Genomic DNA, 16558 nt, shown 5'->3' with positions numbered 1-16558 from the left:
TTTGAGCGTCTCAAACCTGCTGATTATGACGCTGAAATCTCTCGCCGCACATCGGCCCCCAGGGACTGCATACGCTCGGCCAGATAAGAGTGCCCGCGGTCGATGAGATATCCCGATTCGATCACGGTCTCCCCCTCGGCGGCCAGGCCCGCGAGCACGAGCGCGATTCCCGAACGCAGATCGTGTGCGGTCACTCGCGTTCCGGTGAGCGGAGTGGCGCCGCGAACGACAGCGCTGTTCTCTTTCACTTCAATATCGGCGCCCATCTTGTTCAGCTCTGAGGCCAGAGCGAAACGCCCATCGAAGATGCGTTCATGAATGTAACTGGCGCCGTCGGCGAGACAGGCGACCGTCATGATGGGCGACTGCAGGTCCGTGGCGAAACCGGGGTAGGTGTCGGTGATCACGTTGATCGGGCGCAGCGGGCGGTCCCGGCGCACGTGGAGCACCGCGCCGTGGTCGGCGAACTCCACCCCCATCTGCTCCAGCTTGTAGCGGACCACGCCGAGGTGGTCCAGGTCGGCGCCGACCAGGTTGACCTCGCCGCCGGTGACGGCGGCGGCCATCGCGAACACGCCCGCGTCGAGGCGGTCGGGCATCACGGTGTGCTCGACGGCCTGGAGCTCCTCGACGCCCTCGACGGTGATGAACCCCGTGCCCCCACCACTGATCTTCGCGCCCATCCGGGTCAGCATGTCGATCACGTCGAGGACCTCGGGCTCCAGCGCCGCGTTCTCGATCACGGTGGTGCCGCGCCCGAGGGCGGCGGCCATGATCAGGTTCTCGGTGCCGGTGTGCGAGGGGGTGTCGAGGTACAGGGTGGCGCCGGTGAGGCCCGACGACTTGACGTGGATGACCGAGTCGCCCTCGTCCACGAGCGCGCCCAGGCGCTTGTAGCCCAGGTAGTGGAAGTCGAGGTTGCGGCTGCCCAGGTTGCAGCCGCCCACGCCCTCGATGATCGCCTCGCCGAGGCGGTGCAGCAGGGCGGGCACGAACAGCACCGAGCCGCGGAAGCGGCGGGCGATCTCGGCGGGCAGGACCGGGCTGCTGAGCGTCGAGGCGTCGATCACCAGGGTGCGCTCCGCCTCGTGGAGCTCGACCGTGGCACCGACCGTCTCGGCCAGCTCGACCGCGCGGCGGACGTCCTCGATGATGGGGACGTTGCGCAGGACCGTTCGGCCCCTGGACGCCAGCAGCGCCGCGCCGATCATGGGCAGCACGGCGTTCTTGGCACCCTGGATGAAGGCGGTTCCACGAAGTGGGTTGCCACCGCGCACGCGGTAACGGACCATGCGTCATGCTCCTTGAAGTGGTTTGGGTGATTCATGTGGCGCGGGGCGGCAGCCGAGGTTTATTCGGCCAACAGTAGTCGTTGGATGCCCCTGAACCGGCCACTTCAGGAGGGAACTACCCCGCGAACGGCCGGTAATCATCGGCCCTCGCGGCGGCGGGCGGCGATCACGCGTCCGCCCGTGCTTCCCGGTGTTCCCGCGACCCTCGATCATGCCCCCCGCGGCGCCCGCGGCCGGGTCGCGCAGAAGATCATCTCATGGCCCGCCGGACGCGGAACTCGGGGCCGCCGGGATGCGGAACTCGGGCGCGCCACCCGTGGAAGTCGGGCGCGCCGGGACGCGGAACTCGGGCGCGCCACCCGTGGAAGTCAGAGGCGCCGCCCGTGGAAGGACGGGCGCTACCGGTCCTTCGTGCCGCCCGCGGCGGTGAGCGGTGAGGCGGCCGACAGGAGGCTGTCGGCCCGCTGGTCCACGAAGCGGGTGACGACCTGCTGGCCGTACCCGAACGCCATCGCCCAGACCAGGATCGCGGGCTGCGAGCCCAGCCCCGCGAAGCCGGGCACGAAGCCCGAGTTGAGGATCAGCAGCCCGAGCACCGAGGTGGCCACCCCCGCGGGCGCCTTGAGGAGGTTCTGGACGACCGCCAGCGAGTAGCGGGTGGACAGCTCCGAGCGGGTCGACAGCGAGGCCGCGGTGGCCAGCGCCGCGCCCAGCATGCCGATCAGGGCCACGAGCGGGACGTCGCCGTGGCCGGGCTGCAGGCCGCCCGTCGGGCAGATCTGGGCGGGCATCAGCCCCTGGGTGCGGATCACCGACTGGTTGCCGCACATCGGGATGACGTTCGGCCAGATCGCGCCGATGACCACCACGCCGAGCACGATCAGGGTCAGCATGACCACCCCGCCGAGCAGCAGGTTGCGGAAGCTGCGGACCCGCCCGGTCTCCATCGCCTGCGCGGTGTACGCGGCCCGCAGCACCGACTGCATCAGCGGCCTGTCGTTCTCCGCCAGGTCCCCCGCCGCCAGCCTGGCCTGGAGGTGGACCAGCCGGGGGTCGTCGCCGGGCAGGTACGCCCGGCCGATCGCCACCACCTCCGGGCCCCGCCCGCACAGCTCGGCCGTCGGCAGCACGCCGTACAGCATCACGGTCGCGCTGTTGACGTTGGACCAGGCGCCCTCGATGGCCTGGCCGGTCAGCCAGCGCCGCACGCCGTGCCTGCTGCGGGCGTAGGTCTCCGCGCGGGCCAGGTGCGTGCCGATGCCCTCGCCCACCGAGACCAGCTGGCCGGCCTCGTCGCGCATCGTCAGGGCCCGCTCGGCGTCGGCCCTGATCTCCTCGCTCCGGGTCGCCACGTACACCCGCCAGGTGCCGGGCCAGCGCAGCACGCCGGTGTCGCCGATCCGCTCGGGGGGCATCGCGGGGTCAAGCGACATCGTTCCTCCGGGGGGAGCGGCCTGGGACGGGCATGCTGTGGGGCACTGCTGACTGCCCCAGGCTTACCCCGACATGCCGATCAAGCGCTACGCCTCCCCGGAAACCGGGGGTTCAGGCGCTCGCGGAAAGTCGGCACGTCGTCCCCGCGGCCATGAGCGTCCTCGGGGAACCGCGGGTCAGGCGCCGCGGCCCGCGATGTCGGTGCGGTGGTGCGAGCCGCGCATCCGGATGTGCTCCACGGCCTCGTAGGCCGCGGCGCGGGCGGCGGGGACGTCGGGCCCGGTGCCGACCACGCTGAGCACCCGGCCCCCGCTGGAGACGATCCGGCCGCCGTCGAGGGCGGTGCCCGAGTGCAGCACGTAGGCGTCCTCGACCGGGTCGGCCAGGCCCTCGATCACGTCGCCCTTCACCGGCTCGGCCGGGTAGTTCTCCGCGGCGATCACCACGGTCACCGCGGCGCCGTCGCGGTAGGAGAGAGGCCCGAACCGGTCGAGCGTCCCGTTCGCGCAGGCGAGCAGCAGGGCCGCGAGGGGCGTCTCCAGTCGGTCCAGCACGACCTGGGTCTCCGGGTCGCCGAACCTGGCGTTGAACTCGATCACCTTCGGGCCCTTGGACGTGAGGGCCAGCCCCACGTAGAGCACGCCCGAGTACGGGGTGCCGCGCCTGGCCAGCTCGTTCACGGTCGGCATGACGGTCTCGGCCATCACCTGGTCGGCGAGGTCGTCCGGGGCCCAGGGCAGCGGGGTGTAGGCGCCCATTCCGCCGGTGTTGGGGCCCTGGTCGTCGTCGTAGGCGCGCTTGTGGTCCTGGGCGGGCTGGAGCGGCACGGCGGTGGAGCCGTCGCAGAGCGCGAACAGCGACACCTCGGGGCCGTCGAGGAACTCCTCGATCACGACCCGCCCGCAGGCGGCGGCGTGCCGGAGCGCCTCGTCGCGGTCGCCGGTGACCACGACGCCCTTGCCGGCGGCCAGGCCGTCGTCCTTGACCACGTACGGCGTGCCGAACTCGTCGAGCGCGGCGGCGGCCTCCTCGGGCGTGACGCAGGTGTGCGACCGCGCGGTGGGGACGCCCGCGGCGACCATGACGTCCTTGGCGAAGGCCTTGGACCCCTCGATCAGCGCCGCCTCGCGGGAGGGCCCGAAGCAGGGGATCCCGGCCTCCCTGACGGCGTCGGCGACCCCGGCGACCAGGGGCGCCTCGGGGCCGATCACGACCAGGTCCGCCCCGAGCCCCTCGGCCAGCCCGGTGACCGAGGCAGGGTCGGTCGGCGCCACCGGGTGCAGGGTCGCGACCTGCGCGATCCCCGCGTTTCCGGGAGCACAGTGAACCTCGGTGACCTGGGGGTCCGCCGCCAGCGACCGGCACAGGGCATGCTCACGCCCGCCGGATCCAATCACAAGAACGCGCACTCGTCAGAGCCTATCGTCCTCCCGGCGTCCGCCTCGGGGTCACGCCCCGGGAGGCCCCGGAGACCCGCGCCCAGCCGGAATTTTCCGGGGTTCTCCAGAGTTGTCCACAGGCTGTGGACAACCCCGGACCTGCGCGGGCAGGGGTAGGTGCCGCAAAGGACGTGTGAATTTTGTCTGGTTCTGCATGATCAACACTTGAACCTGGGAGTAAGCTGAAAGACGTCCCCCCGATAGTGTTAACTTTTGGGTGGCTTTGCGTGTCTCTTGCTGATTGGAGGTGGTTCGGGATGTCCTCTGGCGATCCCAGCAGTACGTGCTCGCGCACTCCTGCTGTGCGCACTCTCGACCACCCCATCTCGGTGCCCGACCGGCGCCGCACGCATCACCTCCCTCACCGGGGGTGACATCGCATCGCGTGTGGATCCCGCCAGGTCGGGCGGGAAAGGCTCGCCATGCGCTCCTCGCTTCTTTTTCCCCGCATCAAGCACACCCGTGCGATCCGTGCCGCGCACGCGCCCGCCGTCTCGCTCCGTGAGCGGATGACCGGGGTCTGCGTCCCGCCGAGCGACTCGCTCGTCGAGTACGCCGCCTACGTCGGCGGCAAGAAGATCGACGCCCTGGGCATCCCCGACGCCCTGGAGATCGTCCGCGCACACAACGCCGCCGCGGAGGGCGGCTCCGGCGGCGGCAACGCCTTCGTCTGGGTCGGCCTGCACGAGCCCGACGCCCCCGAGGTCGAGTGGCTGGCGGAGGTCTTCGCCCTGCACCCGCTCGCCGTCGAGGACGCCGTCAAGGCTCACCAGCGGCCCAAGGTCGAGCGCTACGGCGACTCGATCTTCGTGGTCCTGAAGACCGTCGCCTACATCGACCACGAGGTGCTGACCGCCACCAGCGAGATCATCGGCACCGGCGAGCTCATGGTGTTCGTCGGCCCCGACTTCGTGGTGACCGTGCGCCACGGCAGCCACTGCCCCCTCTCGGAGGTGCGCGCGCGCCTGGAGGACAAGCCCAAGCTCCTCAGCCGGGGCCCCACCGGCGTGCTGCACGCGATCGCCGACCACGTCGTCGACAGGTACCTCAGCGTGGCCGACCGCATGCAGGCCGAGCTGGAGGACGTCGAGGCCATGGTCTTCGCCGACGTCAGCGCCCGCGACATCGGCCGGATCTACAACCTCAAGCGCGAGATGATCGAGATGAAGCGGTCCGTCATGCCGCTCCAGTCGCCGATGTCCACGCTGGCCCAGCGCCGGATGATCCCCTCCGAGATGCGCGAGTACTTCCGCGACGTCGTCGACCACCTGGCCCGCGTCTGCGAGCAGGTCGAGTCGTCCAACGAGCTCTGCAACTCCATACTGCAGGCGGCGCTCGCCCGCTCCAACGCGCTCGCCAACGAGGACATGCGGAAGATCTCCTCGTGGGTCGCCATCATGGCCGTCCCCACGATGATCGCCGGCATCTACGGGATGAACTTCGAGCACATGCCCGAGCTCGACTCCGTCTTCGGCTATCCCCTCGTGCTCGGCGTGATGGTCATCGCCTGCACGCTGCTCTACCGGGGCTTCCGCCGCAACGGCTGGATGTGAGCCGGGCTCTCACGCGCTGAGGGGGCGCGCGGGGGTGACCGGCCGGGGGACGCGCATGCCCCGCTCTGTCCACAGGCCGATCATCCGGTCGGGATAGTCGGTGACGATCGCGGCCGCCCCGAGGTCGAGCAGCTCCGCGGCCCGTCCCGGGTCGTTGACGGTCCACACCGCCATCGGCAGGTCGGCCTTCTCGGCCAGCCTGGCGAACTCCCGGTCGACCATCACGTGCTCGGGGGAGAGCGTGGTGCCCCCGGCCTCGGCCGCGGCGGCCGGGACGTCGCCGTCGAAGTCCTCCAGGCGGAGGCCGTCGAGCCAGACGCTGTCCATGGTGGCGCGCTCGATCAGGGCGTAGCGCAGGGTCGCGGGGGTGAGCGAGCGGGCGATCCGCAGGACGCGCCAGTCGAAGCTGAGGATCGCCGACCGCTCCAGCCTGCGGTGCCGGTCGAGCTCGGCGACCACCATCTCGGTGAACTCGGCGGGGTCGGCGCTCAGGTCGGGCCGGGTCGGGTCGGACTTCAGCTCCACGTGCACCCGCACCCCGTCGGCGCCGTACGCGTCCATCAGCCCCAGCACGGAGCCCAGGGTCGGCATCCTGGTGTGGGGCACCGGCACCTGGGTCGGGGCGAAGCGGTCCTCGGCGTGGCGCGGCACTCGCACCCCGCACTCCAGCGTGCGCAGCTGCGCCAGCGTGAGCGCGCCGACGGGCCGGCCCACGTACGGGAAGGCGGGGTCGCCCGCGAAGGCGGGACGGACGTCGGCGCTGGTCACCGCTGACACGGTGAGGTCGTGTGTGAGCACCAGCCGCCGGTCGGCCGTCAGCGCGACGTCGAGCTCGAGCGCGTCGACGCCCAGTTCGAGGGCGTGGGCGAAGCCGGGCAGGGTGTTCTCGGGACGGAGCCCGCGGGCGCCGCGGTGACCGTGAATCTCGGCATGCACACAGGGACCTTATCCACCTCGCGCGCCGATCGTCCGGTACGGCTCGCGTCTCGGCGTCGCCGAGGCGCGAGCCGTACCGGCGGAAACTACAGCATCGAGTGGATCTGGAGCGTCTCGGTACGGCCGGGGCCGACCCCGACGGCCGAGATCCTGGCGCTGCTCATCTCCTCCAGGGCCTTCACGTACGCCTGCGCGTTGGCGGGCAGGTCCTCGAAGCTCCTGGCACCGGTGATGTCCTCCTTCCAGCCCGGGAACTCCTCGTACACCGGCCTGGCGTGGTGGAAGTCGGTCTGGGTCATCGGGATCTCGTCGTGGCGGACGCCGTCGACCTCGTAGGCGACGCAGACGGGGATCGTGTCCAGGCCGGACAGCACGTCCAGCTTGGTGAGGAAGTAGTCGGTGATGCCGTTGATCCGGCTGGCGTAGCGGGCGATCACCGCGTCGAACCAGCCGCAGCGGCGGTTGCGGCCGGTGGTCACCCCGTACTCGCCGCCGGTGGTGCGCAGCCACTCGCCCATCTCGTCGTCGAGCTCGGTCGGGAACGGGCCGGAGCCGACGCGGGTGGTGTAGGCCTTCAGGATGCCGATCACGCCGGTGAGCCGGGTCGGCGGGATGCCGGAGCCGGAGCAGGCGCCGCCGCTCGTCGGGGAGGAGGAGGTGACGAAGGGGTAGGTGCCGTGGTCGATGTCGAGCAGGTTGCCCTGCCCGCCCTCCAGCAGCACGACCTTGTTGTCATCCAGCGCCCTGTTGAGGATGAGCGAGGTGTCGGCGATGTGCGGCGTGAGGCGCTCGGCGTAGCCGAGATACTCGTCCAGGACCTTGCCCGCGTCGATCGCCCGGCGGTTGTAGATCTTGGTGAGGATCTGGTTCTTCTCGCCCAGCGCGACCTCGATCTTCTTCTGCAGGATGCCCGGGTCCAGCAGGTCCTGGACCCGCACGCCCATCCGGTAGATCTTGTCGCCGTACGCGGGGCCGATGCCGCGACCGGTGGTGCCGATCTTGGCCTTGCCGAGGTAGCGCTCGGTGACCTTGTCGAGGGCCTTGTGGTGGGGCATGATCAGGTGCGCGTTGGCGGAGATCAGCAGGCGCTCGGAGGAGACCCCGCGCGCCTCCAGCCCGTCGATCTCGCTCAGCAGCACGCCCGGGTCGATGACGACGCCGTTGCCGATCACGGGGACGACGTTCGGGGAGAGCACTCCCGTGGGCAGCAGGTGCAGGGCGTACTTCTGGTCGCCGATGACGACCGTGTGGCCCGCGTTGTTGCCTCCCTGGTATCTGACGACGTAGTCGACCTGGTCTCCGAGCAGATCGGTCGCCTTACCCTTGCCCTCATCGCCCCACTGGGCACCAACGAGAACGACAGCCGGCATCGTGAGTCTCCCACCACAAAAACGAAAACCCCTGGCGCAATCGCGACAGGGGCTCTTGCGTGGAGAGAATACCCGACGGCGTCCGAAATGGGGATCTCCCACCTCGCGAAAGAGGGTCCGGCGAGAGATCCCGGGGGCGGATCGGGAGCTGATCAGCGGCTCAGCCGGGCGGATCAGGGGGTGGGGCGGGGGAGCGGATCGGAAGACGGACCGGGGGCGGGACCGGCCGCGTGACGGCGCGGTCGCCGGCCGGTCGGGGGCCGGTCAGCGGTTGGTCAGCTCCTCGGACGCCTCGGCGCTGGAGTCCTTCAGGAACTGGAAGCACCGCTCGGCCTCCTCCTTCTCCCCGATGCTCTGGGCGGCGCGGGCCAGCGCGTGCAGGCAGCGCAGGAACCCCTGGTTGGGAAGGTGCTCCCAGGGAATCGGGCCGTGCCCCTTCCAGCCCGCCCTGCGCAGCTGGTCCAGGCCGCGGTGGTAGCCGGTGCGGGCGAAGGCGTACGACGTCACGGCGTGCCCCGCCGCGAAGTACTCGTCCGCGAGCACGGCCCAGGCGGCCGGGTACGCGGGGAAACGCGCGGCCACGTCGGATGCCTGGGCGCCGGATTCCAGCGCCTCGCGGGCCTCTGGCAGGTCCGGGAGCAGGGTGGGCGGCGGGCCGGCGAGGAGGTTCTGGTGCGATTCCATAACGACAGTCCTACCCGGTGTACCCGCGTCAGGCCAAGATCGGCCCCCGGAGTCTTTCCGGAAGCCGATCTCGTGATCTTCGTTCTGCCCCTTTCCCGGGGCTTTCCGCGGCCTTTTACACGGGGCCTTTTCGCGGGCCTTAGGAGATCTTGGTGCCCGCGGACTTCAGGTGCTGGGCGGCCTCGACGATGCGCGCGGCCATCGAGGTCTCGGCGGCCTTGCCGTACGAGCGGGGGTCGTACACCTTCTTGTTGCCGACGTCGCCGTCGACCTTGAGCACGCCGTCGTAGTTCTTGAACATGTGGTCGGCGATCGGGCGGGTGAAGGCGTACTGCGTGTCGGTGTCGATGTTCATCTTCACCACGCCGTAGGAGATTGCCTCGTGGATCTCCTCCAGCAGCGAGCCGGAGCCGCCGTGGAAGACCAGGTCGAACGGCGACTCCTTGCCGTACTTGGCGCCGACCGCCTCCTGGATGTCCTTGAGCACGCTCGGGCGGAGCTTGACGTGACCCGGCTTGTAGACGCCGTGCACGTTGCCGAAGGTCGCGGCGAGCATGTAGCGGCCGCGCTCGCCCACGCCCAGGGCCTCGGCGGTCGCGAGGGCGTCCTCGGGGGTGGTGTAGAGCTTCTCGTTGATCTCGCCGACGACGCCGTCCTCCTCGCCGCCGACCACGCCGATCTCCACCTCCAGGACGATCCGCGCGCGGGCCGTCTTCTCCAGGAGCTCCCTGGCGATCTCCAGGTTCTCGTCCAGCGGCACGGCGGAACCGTCCCACATGTGCGACTGGAAGAGGGGGTCCTCGCCCCTGGCCACCCGCTCAAGGGAGATGTCGAGCAGCGGGCGCACGAAACCGTCCAGCTTGTCCTTGGGGCAGTGGTCGGTGTGCAGGGCGACCGTCACGGGGTAGTTGGCCGCGACGACGCGGGCGTACTCCGCCAGCGCCACCGAGCCGGTCACCATGTTCTTGACCGTGGTGCCCGAGAGGAAATCGGCGCCGCCGGTCGACACCTGGATGATGCCGTCGCTCTCCGCCTCGGCGAACCCCCTGAGCGCAGCGTTGAGGGTCTGTGATGAGGTCACGTTGATGGCCGGGTAGGCGAAACCGCCCGCTTTTGCCCGGTCGAGCATCTCGGCGTAGACCTCTGGAGTAGCGATAGGCATCGTGTCATCTCCCTGGAGACGGCTGTGAAAAGCTGGCGCGTGGCTATGAGGCATAGCCCGTGGGCCAGTATTCCGGGTTCATGCCCGGCCGGATAGCTCCGGTACCACTTCGATCCGCACCGATGTGTCCCCGGCCGTGTCTTCGACGTCTCCAACCTATCCCCGGCCGTTTCCCTGCCGTTCCCCGGCCGGACGGCTCCGGTACCGCTCCGGCCCGTCCGCGGTCGTCTCCCGGCTTCCACGGCCGGGGAACGGCAGGGGAACCCGGGGCGCACGACCTGGGCGGGAGCGGATGATCTTCCGGATCGCGGATCCTCCCGGCGGATCCGCCAGGTCGGTCGTGAAATCTCCTCACGAACCGCTAATCTCCACAGTGTGGGACGCCACAGGTCTGACCCCATGGGTATCGCACGCCTGGTCCTCGTCGGACTGGCGGTGCTGGCGCTCGTCGCCCTGATCGTGTTCGGGGCCCTCTCGCTGTTCGGCAGCCTGGGCTCGGACGCCGAGACGGCCGCCTCGCCCGCCCCCTCGGCCGATGTGTCGACCGCCGCCGCCTCCCCGCCCCCCTCCGCCACCCCCGAGCGGGTCCCGACGGTCCTCGTCGAGTGCCTGCGGGAGCACTGCCCCACGGTCTTCCTGAAGGTCACCGGGGGCGACGTGCTCCTCGACCGGGAGCTGGACCGCGGCGAGCGGTTCCAGGCCTTCGACGCCAAGGTCGACGTCGTCCTGGCCGACTCCGCCGCCGTCCGCGTCCAGGTGAACGGCGCCGTCCGCTCCCCGGGCAAGGCGGGGGAACGCCAGGAGTTCACGGTCACCCGCGACTGACCCCGCCCCTCCCGCCGGCTCCGGATCTCTCGCGCGGAGCCTCCGGCTCCCGTACGCGGCTCCGAAGCGGCCGGGACCGGCGTGCGCGGCGCTAGGCCAGCCCGAGGTCGGCCAGGGTGTAGGCGGTCAGGTAGGGCAGCCCCGCCCCGGTGATCGCCGGGGCGGCCCCCCGGTCCACGATCGTGGCGACCGCCACGACCTCGGCGCCGGCCTCGCGCAGCGCCTCCACCGCGGTGAGCGGGGATCCGCCGGTGGTGGAGGTGTCCTCGACCACCAGCACCCGCCGCCCCGACACGTCCGGTCCCTCGATCCGGCGCTGCATGCCGTGGGTCTTCTGCGCCTTGCGGACCACGAACGTGTCGAGCCTCCCGCCTTGCGCGGCCGCCGCGTGCATCATGGCGGTCGCCACCGGGTCGGCGCCCAGCGTGAGGCCGCCGACCGCCTCGTAGTCGAGGTCCTCGGTGATGTCCAGCATGACCCGTCCCACCAGCGGCGCCGCCTGCCCGTCAAGGGTCACCCTGCGCATGTCCACGTAGAAGTCGGCCTCCAGGCCCGAGGACAGCACGACCTTGCCGTGCACCACGGCCTTGCCCTTGATCTCCGCCAGCAGGTTCTCGCGATCGCTCATGGCACAAGGTTAGGGCGGTCCCGGAACCCGTCCGATCGGGCCCGCCCGGAAACGGGATCGCCCTAACGCGGTTTTCGGGCCGGAGGTGGCAAAAGTGCGATCCGGGTTTACTCGCGGCGCGTACTGCGGGATTATCCGGCAGGCAACTCCGGGTAATGACGAGGTCACAATGAGTGTGAAAACATCTCAAGGCGACGCTGAACTGCTGGCCGCCACCAGGAACGGCGACGTGGCCGCCTACCGGGTGCTCCATCAGCGACACGCCCCCGCGGCGCGTGCCCTGGCCCGCCTGCTCCTGCCGGGCGAGACCGAGGCCGAGGGCGTCGTGGAGAGGACGTTCGCCAGGGCCCACCACGTGATCGCCCAGGGACACGGCCCGGAACAGGCGTTCCGCCCCTACCTGCTCACCGTCCTGCGCCGCACCGCCGACCCCCGTTCCGGTACGGGGAGCGGCCCGGCGGCCGCCGTACCGGCGACCGGGGAGAAGGCGGAGGAGACGGCGGAGACGGCGGAGGGAACGGGTGGGGAGAGCGGAGAAGACGGAGAGAGCGGGGAGGACGGGGGGACCGGCGAGCGGGCGGTGGGGGAGGTCGACGAGAGGGTGGACGGGGAGTCTCCTCCCGGTTCACGCGCGTTTCTCGTCGACCCGTCGCTGGAGGGCCTGGACCGCTCGCCGGTGGCCAGGGCGTTCCTCTCCCTGCCCGAGCGCTGGCAGTTCGTCCTGTGGCACGCCGAGGTCGAGGGGCTCAGGGCCGAGGAGGTCGGGCTCCTGCTGGGCCTGACGGTCAACGGCGCGGCGGCGCTCGCCCACCGGGCCAGGGAGGGGACGCGCCAGGCGTGCCTGCGCATCCACCTGGCCGAGACGTCCGCCCCCGAGTGCCGGCCCGTGCTGACCAGGCTGGGCCCCTACACGCGCGGCGGCCTGCCCAGGGAGCAGGGCAGGGTCATCGACGGGCACCTGGACGGCTGTTCCGGCTGCCGCGCGGTGCTCGCGGAGCTGACCGGCATCGGCCGGGGCGTCCGCTCCGTGATCGGCCCGCTCGTCGCCGGGCCCGCGTTCCCCGCCTACCTGACGGCACTCGCCAGGATGGGCCTCACGCCGGGCGGCGGGCTGTCCGGCCGCTGGCACAGGGCTCCCCGATCCGTGCGGCGCGCCGTCGCGACCGGCGCGACGGCCACCGCGGTCGCGGTGGCCGCGGCCCTGGTGCTGGTGTCGGCCGACGGGCCCGTCCCGGGGACGAGCACGGCCTCCGAGCCGATCGTCGTGGCCCCCGTGCCCGGCTCCCCCGCCCCGAGACGGTCCTCGGGCGGGCCCGGCACCTCCGCCTCGCCCGTATCGTCACCCTCGGGGCGGACGACGGCACCCGGCCGCGAGCCCGCCGAGACCGGGAGGACCCCCGGCCCCGGAGAGACGGGCCCCGCCGGAACGGCGCCCGGTGCGGCACCCGCCGACGAGCCCGGCGAGCCCGGCGAGGGCGGGACGGGAGGCGGGAGCGGCGCCCCGGCGGGGGCCGCGCCGGAAACGGCCGGGGCGCTCCAGGACGGCCGGACGGGCTCTGGGCCCGCCCCCCGGCTGGTGGCCAGGATCGACGCGCTCGGCGCGCTGGTCAGGTCCGAGGCCGGGATCGTCGCGGTGCGCCTGCGCAACGCGGGCCAGGGGCAGAGCGAGGACGTCGTCGCCGAGGTCGGCCTGCCGCGGGGCGTGACGCTGCCGTCCGGGTCCCGCAGGGGGAACGCCGTCGGCGTCGTCACGCCGGTCGGCACGGTCGACGGCTGGTCCTGCCGGGCCAGGAGCCGGGGTGCCCGGTGCGTCCGCGGCCCGCTGCCGGCCGGCCGGGCCACGGCGGTCTTCCTGAGGGTCCTGGTGTCGGGCGACGCGCCCTACGGGGCGGGGCCCTCGGTCACGGTCTCCACCGCGGGGACGCGGGTGGCGGCCAGGTCGCGCGGCGGGGTACGGGTGACGGGCGCCCCGGCCCGGTTCGCCACCGACGGCAGGGTGGCCGTCTCCGCGATCGGCAACACCCTGATGAACTGCGCGCCCTGGGAGCCCGCGTGCGAGGCCGCCCACTCGCGGCGGGGCGGCAGGCGCGACAACAACAGCTGGGAGATGCGTCCCCTCGACCGCGACGAGGACCCCTCGACGAGCAGTTCGAGCGCGGCCAGGATCGCCCTGCCCGCGGCGAGCAAGGTGGTCTGGGCGGGCCTCTACTGGTCGGCGAGCGCGCCCCCCAGCGGGCGGATCAAGCTCAAGGTGCCGGGCGAGGACCGGTACCGGCAGGTCAGGGCCTCGCAGGTGGTGGAGCGTGAGCTGCCCGCCGGGCGCGGCTACCAGGCGTTCGCCGACGTGACGCGCCTGGTGGGCACGGTCCGGGGAACGTACTGGGTGGCCGACGCCTCGGTGCGGTCCGGTGTGGCGCGCCACGCCGGCTGGAGCCTGGTGGTCATCGTGGCCGACCCGCGCCGGCCGTACAGCCAGGCCGTCGTCGTCGACACCGCGACGGTGCTGGACGGGGCGCGCCGCTCGGCGCGGATACCGCTCGGAGGGCTCACCGCCTCCGGCGTTCCCGCGAGGCTGGCCCTGGTGACCTGGGAGGGTGACGCGGGCGTCATCGGCGACCGGGTGAGGCTCGGCGGCCGGCCCCTGCGGCCCGCGGGCGGGGAGCGGGACCCGCGCAATCCCTTCGACGGGTCCGCCGCCGGGGCGCGGGGCACCGGCACGACCTTCGGCACGGACGTGGACCGCTTCCGGGCGCCCCTCGGCCGCGACCCGGTGCTGGAGCTCAGCACGCGCCAGGACGTCCTGCTGTTCGGCGCGGCGGCGGTGAGCGTGCCGACCGCCCCGTGACGGCGTGCGCGGCCCGCGCGGCTCCCGGACGGCGTGCGCGGCCCGCGCGGTCTCCACGGTGGCGGCGGTGTCGAGGAAGTGTCGTGGAGGGGGCGCGGAGGAGGTGTCGCGCAGGCGAAGGGGCGTCCGGCCGTGCCCTCCGAGGGCGTCCCCGGTGGTGGAGGGGCGCACCGTTCGCCCGGGGCAGTTGTGCGGTGGAGGCGTCGTGCGGGGCACGGGGACGCGTGTGGCGGGGCGGTGGGAAACCCGGGCGATTGGCAGCTCGCCGAGGGGATCCACGAACGGGACAAACTGGTACGGTCTGCGTGAACGATCCAGCGTATGGTCGAGCGCGGGTGGAATCGTCGGGATTCACCCTCGGATGGTCAGCTGCTTGATTACCCTGAGGAAGGGCCGTCTGTCCGGTCTCTTAGGGGTTCTTTCAGGCTTGTCTGAACCGAAGGATCGGGCTACGTAGGAAGGGCGGTGTCGTGTGGATCGTTGCGCGCTGTTCGTGGACGCCGGCTACCTGCTGGCCGACGGCGCGATGGCGGTGCACGGTACCCGCCACCGCGAGTCCGTCTCCTGGGACTACCCCGGGCTGCTCCAGCTGCTGAACAAGCTGTCGAGAGAGCGCACCGGCCTGCCGCTGTTGCGCTGCTACTGGTACGAGGCGACCGTGGAGGGCCGCCGCACCCCCGAGCACGACACGCTGGCCGACATTCCCGGCCTCAAGCTCCGCCTGTCGCGCATCCGCCCCGGCCGCCGCGAGGGCGTCGACGCCCAGGTCCACCGCGACCTGATGACGCTGGCCCGCAACGGCGCGGTCTGCGACGCGGTCGTGGTCAGCGGTGACGAGGACCTGGCGCAGGTCGTCTGCGACGCCCAGGACCTCGGCATCCGGGTCACCGTCGTCCACATCAGCGCCGACGGCAGCTGGGCCGTCTCCCGCACGCTGCGCCAGGAGTGCGACGACCTGATCGAGATCGGCGCCGGTCACCTGCGCCCGCACGTCAGCATGCTCAGCGGCGACGTGCCCGCCCTGGTGACCAACGGCCACCAGCACGGCTCCGGCAACGGCCAGCCCGTCACCTCCCGCGGCTCCGGCGGGAGCAACGGCGCCCCGGCCACCAGCCCCATCCCCGCGATCCAGACCTCCCGCGCGGCGCACGCCCAGCCCGCGCCGCTCTCGACCTACCCGAGCTACACCCAGGAGTCGCCGATCACCCCGGTCGCTCCCGCCGCGCCGCCACCCCCGCCGCCCCCGCCCGCCTCCACGCCCTCGCACGCGGCCACCGGCACCACCCAGACCGGCCCGCTGCCGACCGCGCCGCAATACTCGCTGGGCGCCAACACCGGCAGCATGCCGACCTACCAGCCCCCGCAGGCGGGCGCCTACACCGGCCCCCAGGCGGCACCGGTCCCCCCGCAGAGCACCGGCCCCGCGACGACCCTCTCCGACGCGGTGCAGGCCGCCCACAAGGAGGGCCACGACTTCGGCGAGTCCGTGGCCAAGGACGCGCCCGCCCTGTGGCTGGAGGCGGTCCTCGCCCGCAAGCCCAGGATGCCCTCGGACCTGGAGGCGCGCCTGCTCCAGGGCTCCTCCCTGCCGATCGACTTCCTCCTGCACGACGAGGTCCGTCACGCCCTGCGCCGCGGCTTCTGGGACGCCCTGGAGCGCGCCCGCCGCTGAAGCGTCCGGGAGCCCGTACGGCACCCGTGGCGGGGGCCGTGGCCCCGTCAGACGAGAGCGTCCGGGAGCCCGGCCGCGGGGCCCGTCAGGTGAGGGCGTCGAAGCCCGCGCGCAGGTGGCTGAGGCGGTTGGACAGGTCGGCGATCGGCCCCGCGAGGCTGAGGTCGCCGCTCTTGCGGGTCAGGTCGGAGACCCGGCCCAGCTCCTCCTCGACGGCGGTCAGGCGCCTGGACAGCTCGGGCAGCACGGCGGCCTGGTCGGAGGCCTCACCGGGCGGCAGCTCCGCGCCGAGGCGCTCGCGGAGCATGGTGGCCTGCTCGGCCAGCCTGCGGTTCATGTTGTAGAGCTCCACGAACACCGCGACCTTGGCCCGGAGCACCCACGGGTCGAAGGGCTTGGTGAGGTAGTCGACGGCACCCGCGGCGTAGCTGCGGAAGGCGTAGTCGGGCGCGCTGTCGACCACGGTCAGGAAGATGATCGGGATGTTGCGGGTGCGTTCGCGGCGCTTGATGTGGGCCGCCGTCTCGAACCCGTCCATGCCCGGCATCCGGACGTCGAGCAGGATCAGCGCGAACTCCGTGCCGAGCAGCGCCTTCAGCGCCTCCTCCCCCGACTTCGCCCGGACGGGTATCAGATCGAGCGAGCTGAGAATGGCCTCGAGCGCGATCAGGTTCTCCTCCCGGTCGTCGACCAGGAGGATCTTGGCTCTGTCCGGCAT

13 protein-coding genes are annotated in these 16558 nt (G+C 72.0%); 4 read left to right on the top strand and 9 right to left on the bottom strand.

Features of this window, described 5'->3' with window-relative positions; translation table 11 throughout:
• Positions 1-23: 23 nt before the first annotated feature.
• The 3 genes from murA to purD form a co-directional block, all read right to left on the bottom strand.
• A complete protein-coding gene (gene murA / locus AC5L38_RS09670; protein ID WP_495242402.1) occupies positions 24-1292 on the bottom strand; it encodes a UDP-N-acetylglucosamine 1-carboxyvinyltransferase in 1269 nt (422 codons plus the stop codon).
• A 398-nt stretch (positions 1293-1690) separates the two neighbouring features.
• Positions 1691-2725: a hypothetical protein gene (locus AC5L38_RS09665; protein ID WP_495242401.1), complete on the bottom strand. Its 1035-nt coding sequence runs from the start codon at positions 2723-2725 to the stop codon at positions 1691-1693.
• A 177-nt stretch (positions 2726-2902) separates the two neighbouring features.
• Positions 2903-4135, bottom strand: a complete 1233-nt coding sequence (purD, locus tag AC5L38_RS09660) for a phosphoribosylamine--glycine ligase (protein WP_495242400.1) — start codon at positions 4133-4135, stop codon at positions 2903-2905.
• Positions 4136-4587: 452 nt separating this feature from the next.
• Here purD and corA point away from each other — a divergent pair, with 452 nt between their 5' ends.
• Entirely contained in the window at positions 4588-5718 is a 1131-nt protein-coding gene (corA, locus tag AC5L38_RS09655; RefSeq protein WP_495242399.1) for a magnesium/cobalt transporter CorA, read from the top strand.
• Between the two features lie 9 nt (positions 5719-5727).
• Here the strand turns inward: corA and AC5L38_RS09650 are convergent, their stop codons facing one another.
• The 4 genes from AC5L38_RS09650 to fbaA form a co-directional block, all read right to left on the bottom strand.
• Positions 5728-6654 (bottom strand): glycerophosphodiester phosphodiesterase family protein, encoded by a 927-nt coding sequence (locus AC5L38_RS09650; RefSeq protein WP_495242398.1) that lies wholly within the window; start codon positions 6652-6654, stop codon positions 5728-5730.
• A gap of 86 nt (positions 6655-6740) precedes the next feature.
• Complete coding sequence (locus AC5L38_RS09645) at positions 6741-8024, bottom strand: adenylosuccinate synthase (protein ID WP_495242397.1); 1284 nt, start codon at positions 8022-8024, stop codon at positions 6741-6743.
• A 264-nt stretch (positions 8025-8288) separates the two neighbouring features.
• Positions 8289-8708 carry a DUF3151 domain-containing protein gene (locus tag AC5L38_RS09640; RefSeq protein WP_495242396.1) on the bottom strand — a complete coding sequence of 140 codons (420 nt, stop codon included), beginning with the start codon at positions 8706-8708 and terminating at the stop codon, positions 8289-8291.
• A 139-nt stretch (positions 8709-8847) separates the two neighbouring features.
• Positions 8848-9870 (bottom strand): class II fructose-bisphosphate aldolase, encoded by a 1023-nt coding sequence (fbaA, locus tag AC5L38_RS09635; protein WP_495242395.1) that lies wholly within the window; start codon positions 9868-9870, stop codon positions 8848-8850.
• Between the two features lie 399 nt (positions 9871-10269).
• On the opposite strand from fbaA, the gene AC5L38_RS09630 reads away from it, so the two are divergent.
• On the top strand, positions 10270-10695 hold the full coding sequence (locus AC5L38_RS09630) for a hypothetical protein (RefSeq protein ID WP_495242394.1): 426 nt from the start codon (positions 10270-10272) through the stop codon (positions 10693-10695).
• A gap of 91 nt (positions 10696-10786) precedes the next feature.
• On the opposite strand, the gene pyrE is transcribed toward AC5L38_RS09630, so the two are convergent.
• Complete coding sequence (gene pyrE / locus AC5L38_RS09625; RefSeq protein ID WP_495242393.1) at positions 10787-11323, bottom strand: orotate phosphoribosyltransferase; 537 nt, start codon at positions 11321-11323, stop codon at positions 10787-10789.
• A gap of 175 nt (positions 11324-11498) precedes the next feature.
• On the opposite strand from pyrE, the gene AC5L38_RS09620 reads away from it, so the two are divergent.
• Both AC5L38_RS09620 and AC5L38_RS09615 read left to right on the top strand, forming a co-directional pair.
• Positions 11499-14168, top strand: a complete 2670-nt coding sequence (locus tag AC5L38_RS09620) for a zf-HC2 domain-containing protein (protein ID WP_495242392.1) — start codon at positions 11499-11501, stop codon at positions 14166-14168.
• Positions 14169-14640: 472 nt separating this feature from the next.
• On the top strand, positions 14641-15840 hold the full coding sequence (locus AC5L38_RS09615; protein ID WP_495242391.1) for an NYN domain-containing protein: 1200 nt from the start codon (positions 14641-14643) through the stop codon (positions 15838-15840).
• A gap of 85 nt (positions 15841-15925) precedes the next feature.
• Here the strand turns inward: AC5L38_RS09615 and AC5L38_RS09610 are convergent, their stop codons facing one another.
• A complete protein-coding gene (locus tag AC5L38_RS09610; RefSeq protein WP_495242390.1) occupies positions 15926-16558 on the bottom strand; it encodes a response regulator in 633 nt (210 codons plus the stop codon).

It is taken from the genome of Streptosporangium nanhuense (genome assembly GCF_059358815.1).
Note: the sequence above shows the minus strand (reverse complement) of the source record. Positions and strands in the feature narration are given on the sequence as shown.

Excerpts from the sequence above, each read along its gene's own strand:
- murA (WP_495242402.1), bottom strand. The coding sequence starts at position 1,292 with ATGGTCCGTTACCGCGTGCGCGGTGGCAACCCACTTCGTGGAACCGCC.
- AC5L38_RS09665 (WP_495242401.1), bottom strand. The coding sequence starts at position 2,725 with ATGTCGCTTGACCCCGCGATGCCCCCCGAGCGGATCGGCGACACCGGC.
- corA (WP_495242399.1), top strand. The coding sequence starts at position 4,588 with ATGCGCTCCTCGCTTCTTTTTCCCCGCATCAAGCACACCCGTGCGATC.
- AC5L38_RS09645 (WP_495242397.1), bottom strand. The coding sequence starts at position 8,024 with ATGCCGGCTGTCGTTCTCGTTGGTGCCCAGTGGGGCGATGAGGGCAAG.
- AC5L38_RS09640 (WP_495242396.1), bottom strand. The coding sequence starts at position 8,708 with ATGGAATCGCACCAGAACCTCCTCGCCGGCCCGCCGCCCACCCTGCTC.
- fbaA (WP_495242395.1), bottom strand. The coding sequence starts at position 9,870 with ATGCCTATCGCTACTCCAGAGGTCTACGCCGAGATGCTCGACCGGGCA.
- AC5L38_RS09630 (WP_495242394.1), top strand. The coding sequence starts at position 10,270 with ATGGGTATCGCACGCCTGGTCCTCGTCGGACTGGCGGTGCTGGCGCTC.
- pyrE (WP_495242393.1), bottom strand. The coding sequence starts at position 11,323 with ATGAGCGATCGCGAGAACCTGCTGGCGGAGATCAAGGGCAAGGCCGTG.
- AC5L38_RS09610 (WP_495242390.1), bottom strand. The coding sequence starts at position 16,558 with ATGCCGGACAGAGCCAAGATCCTCCTGGTCGACGACCGGGAGGAGAAC.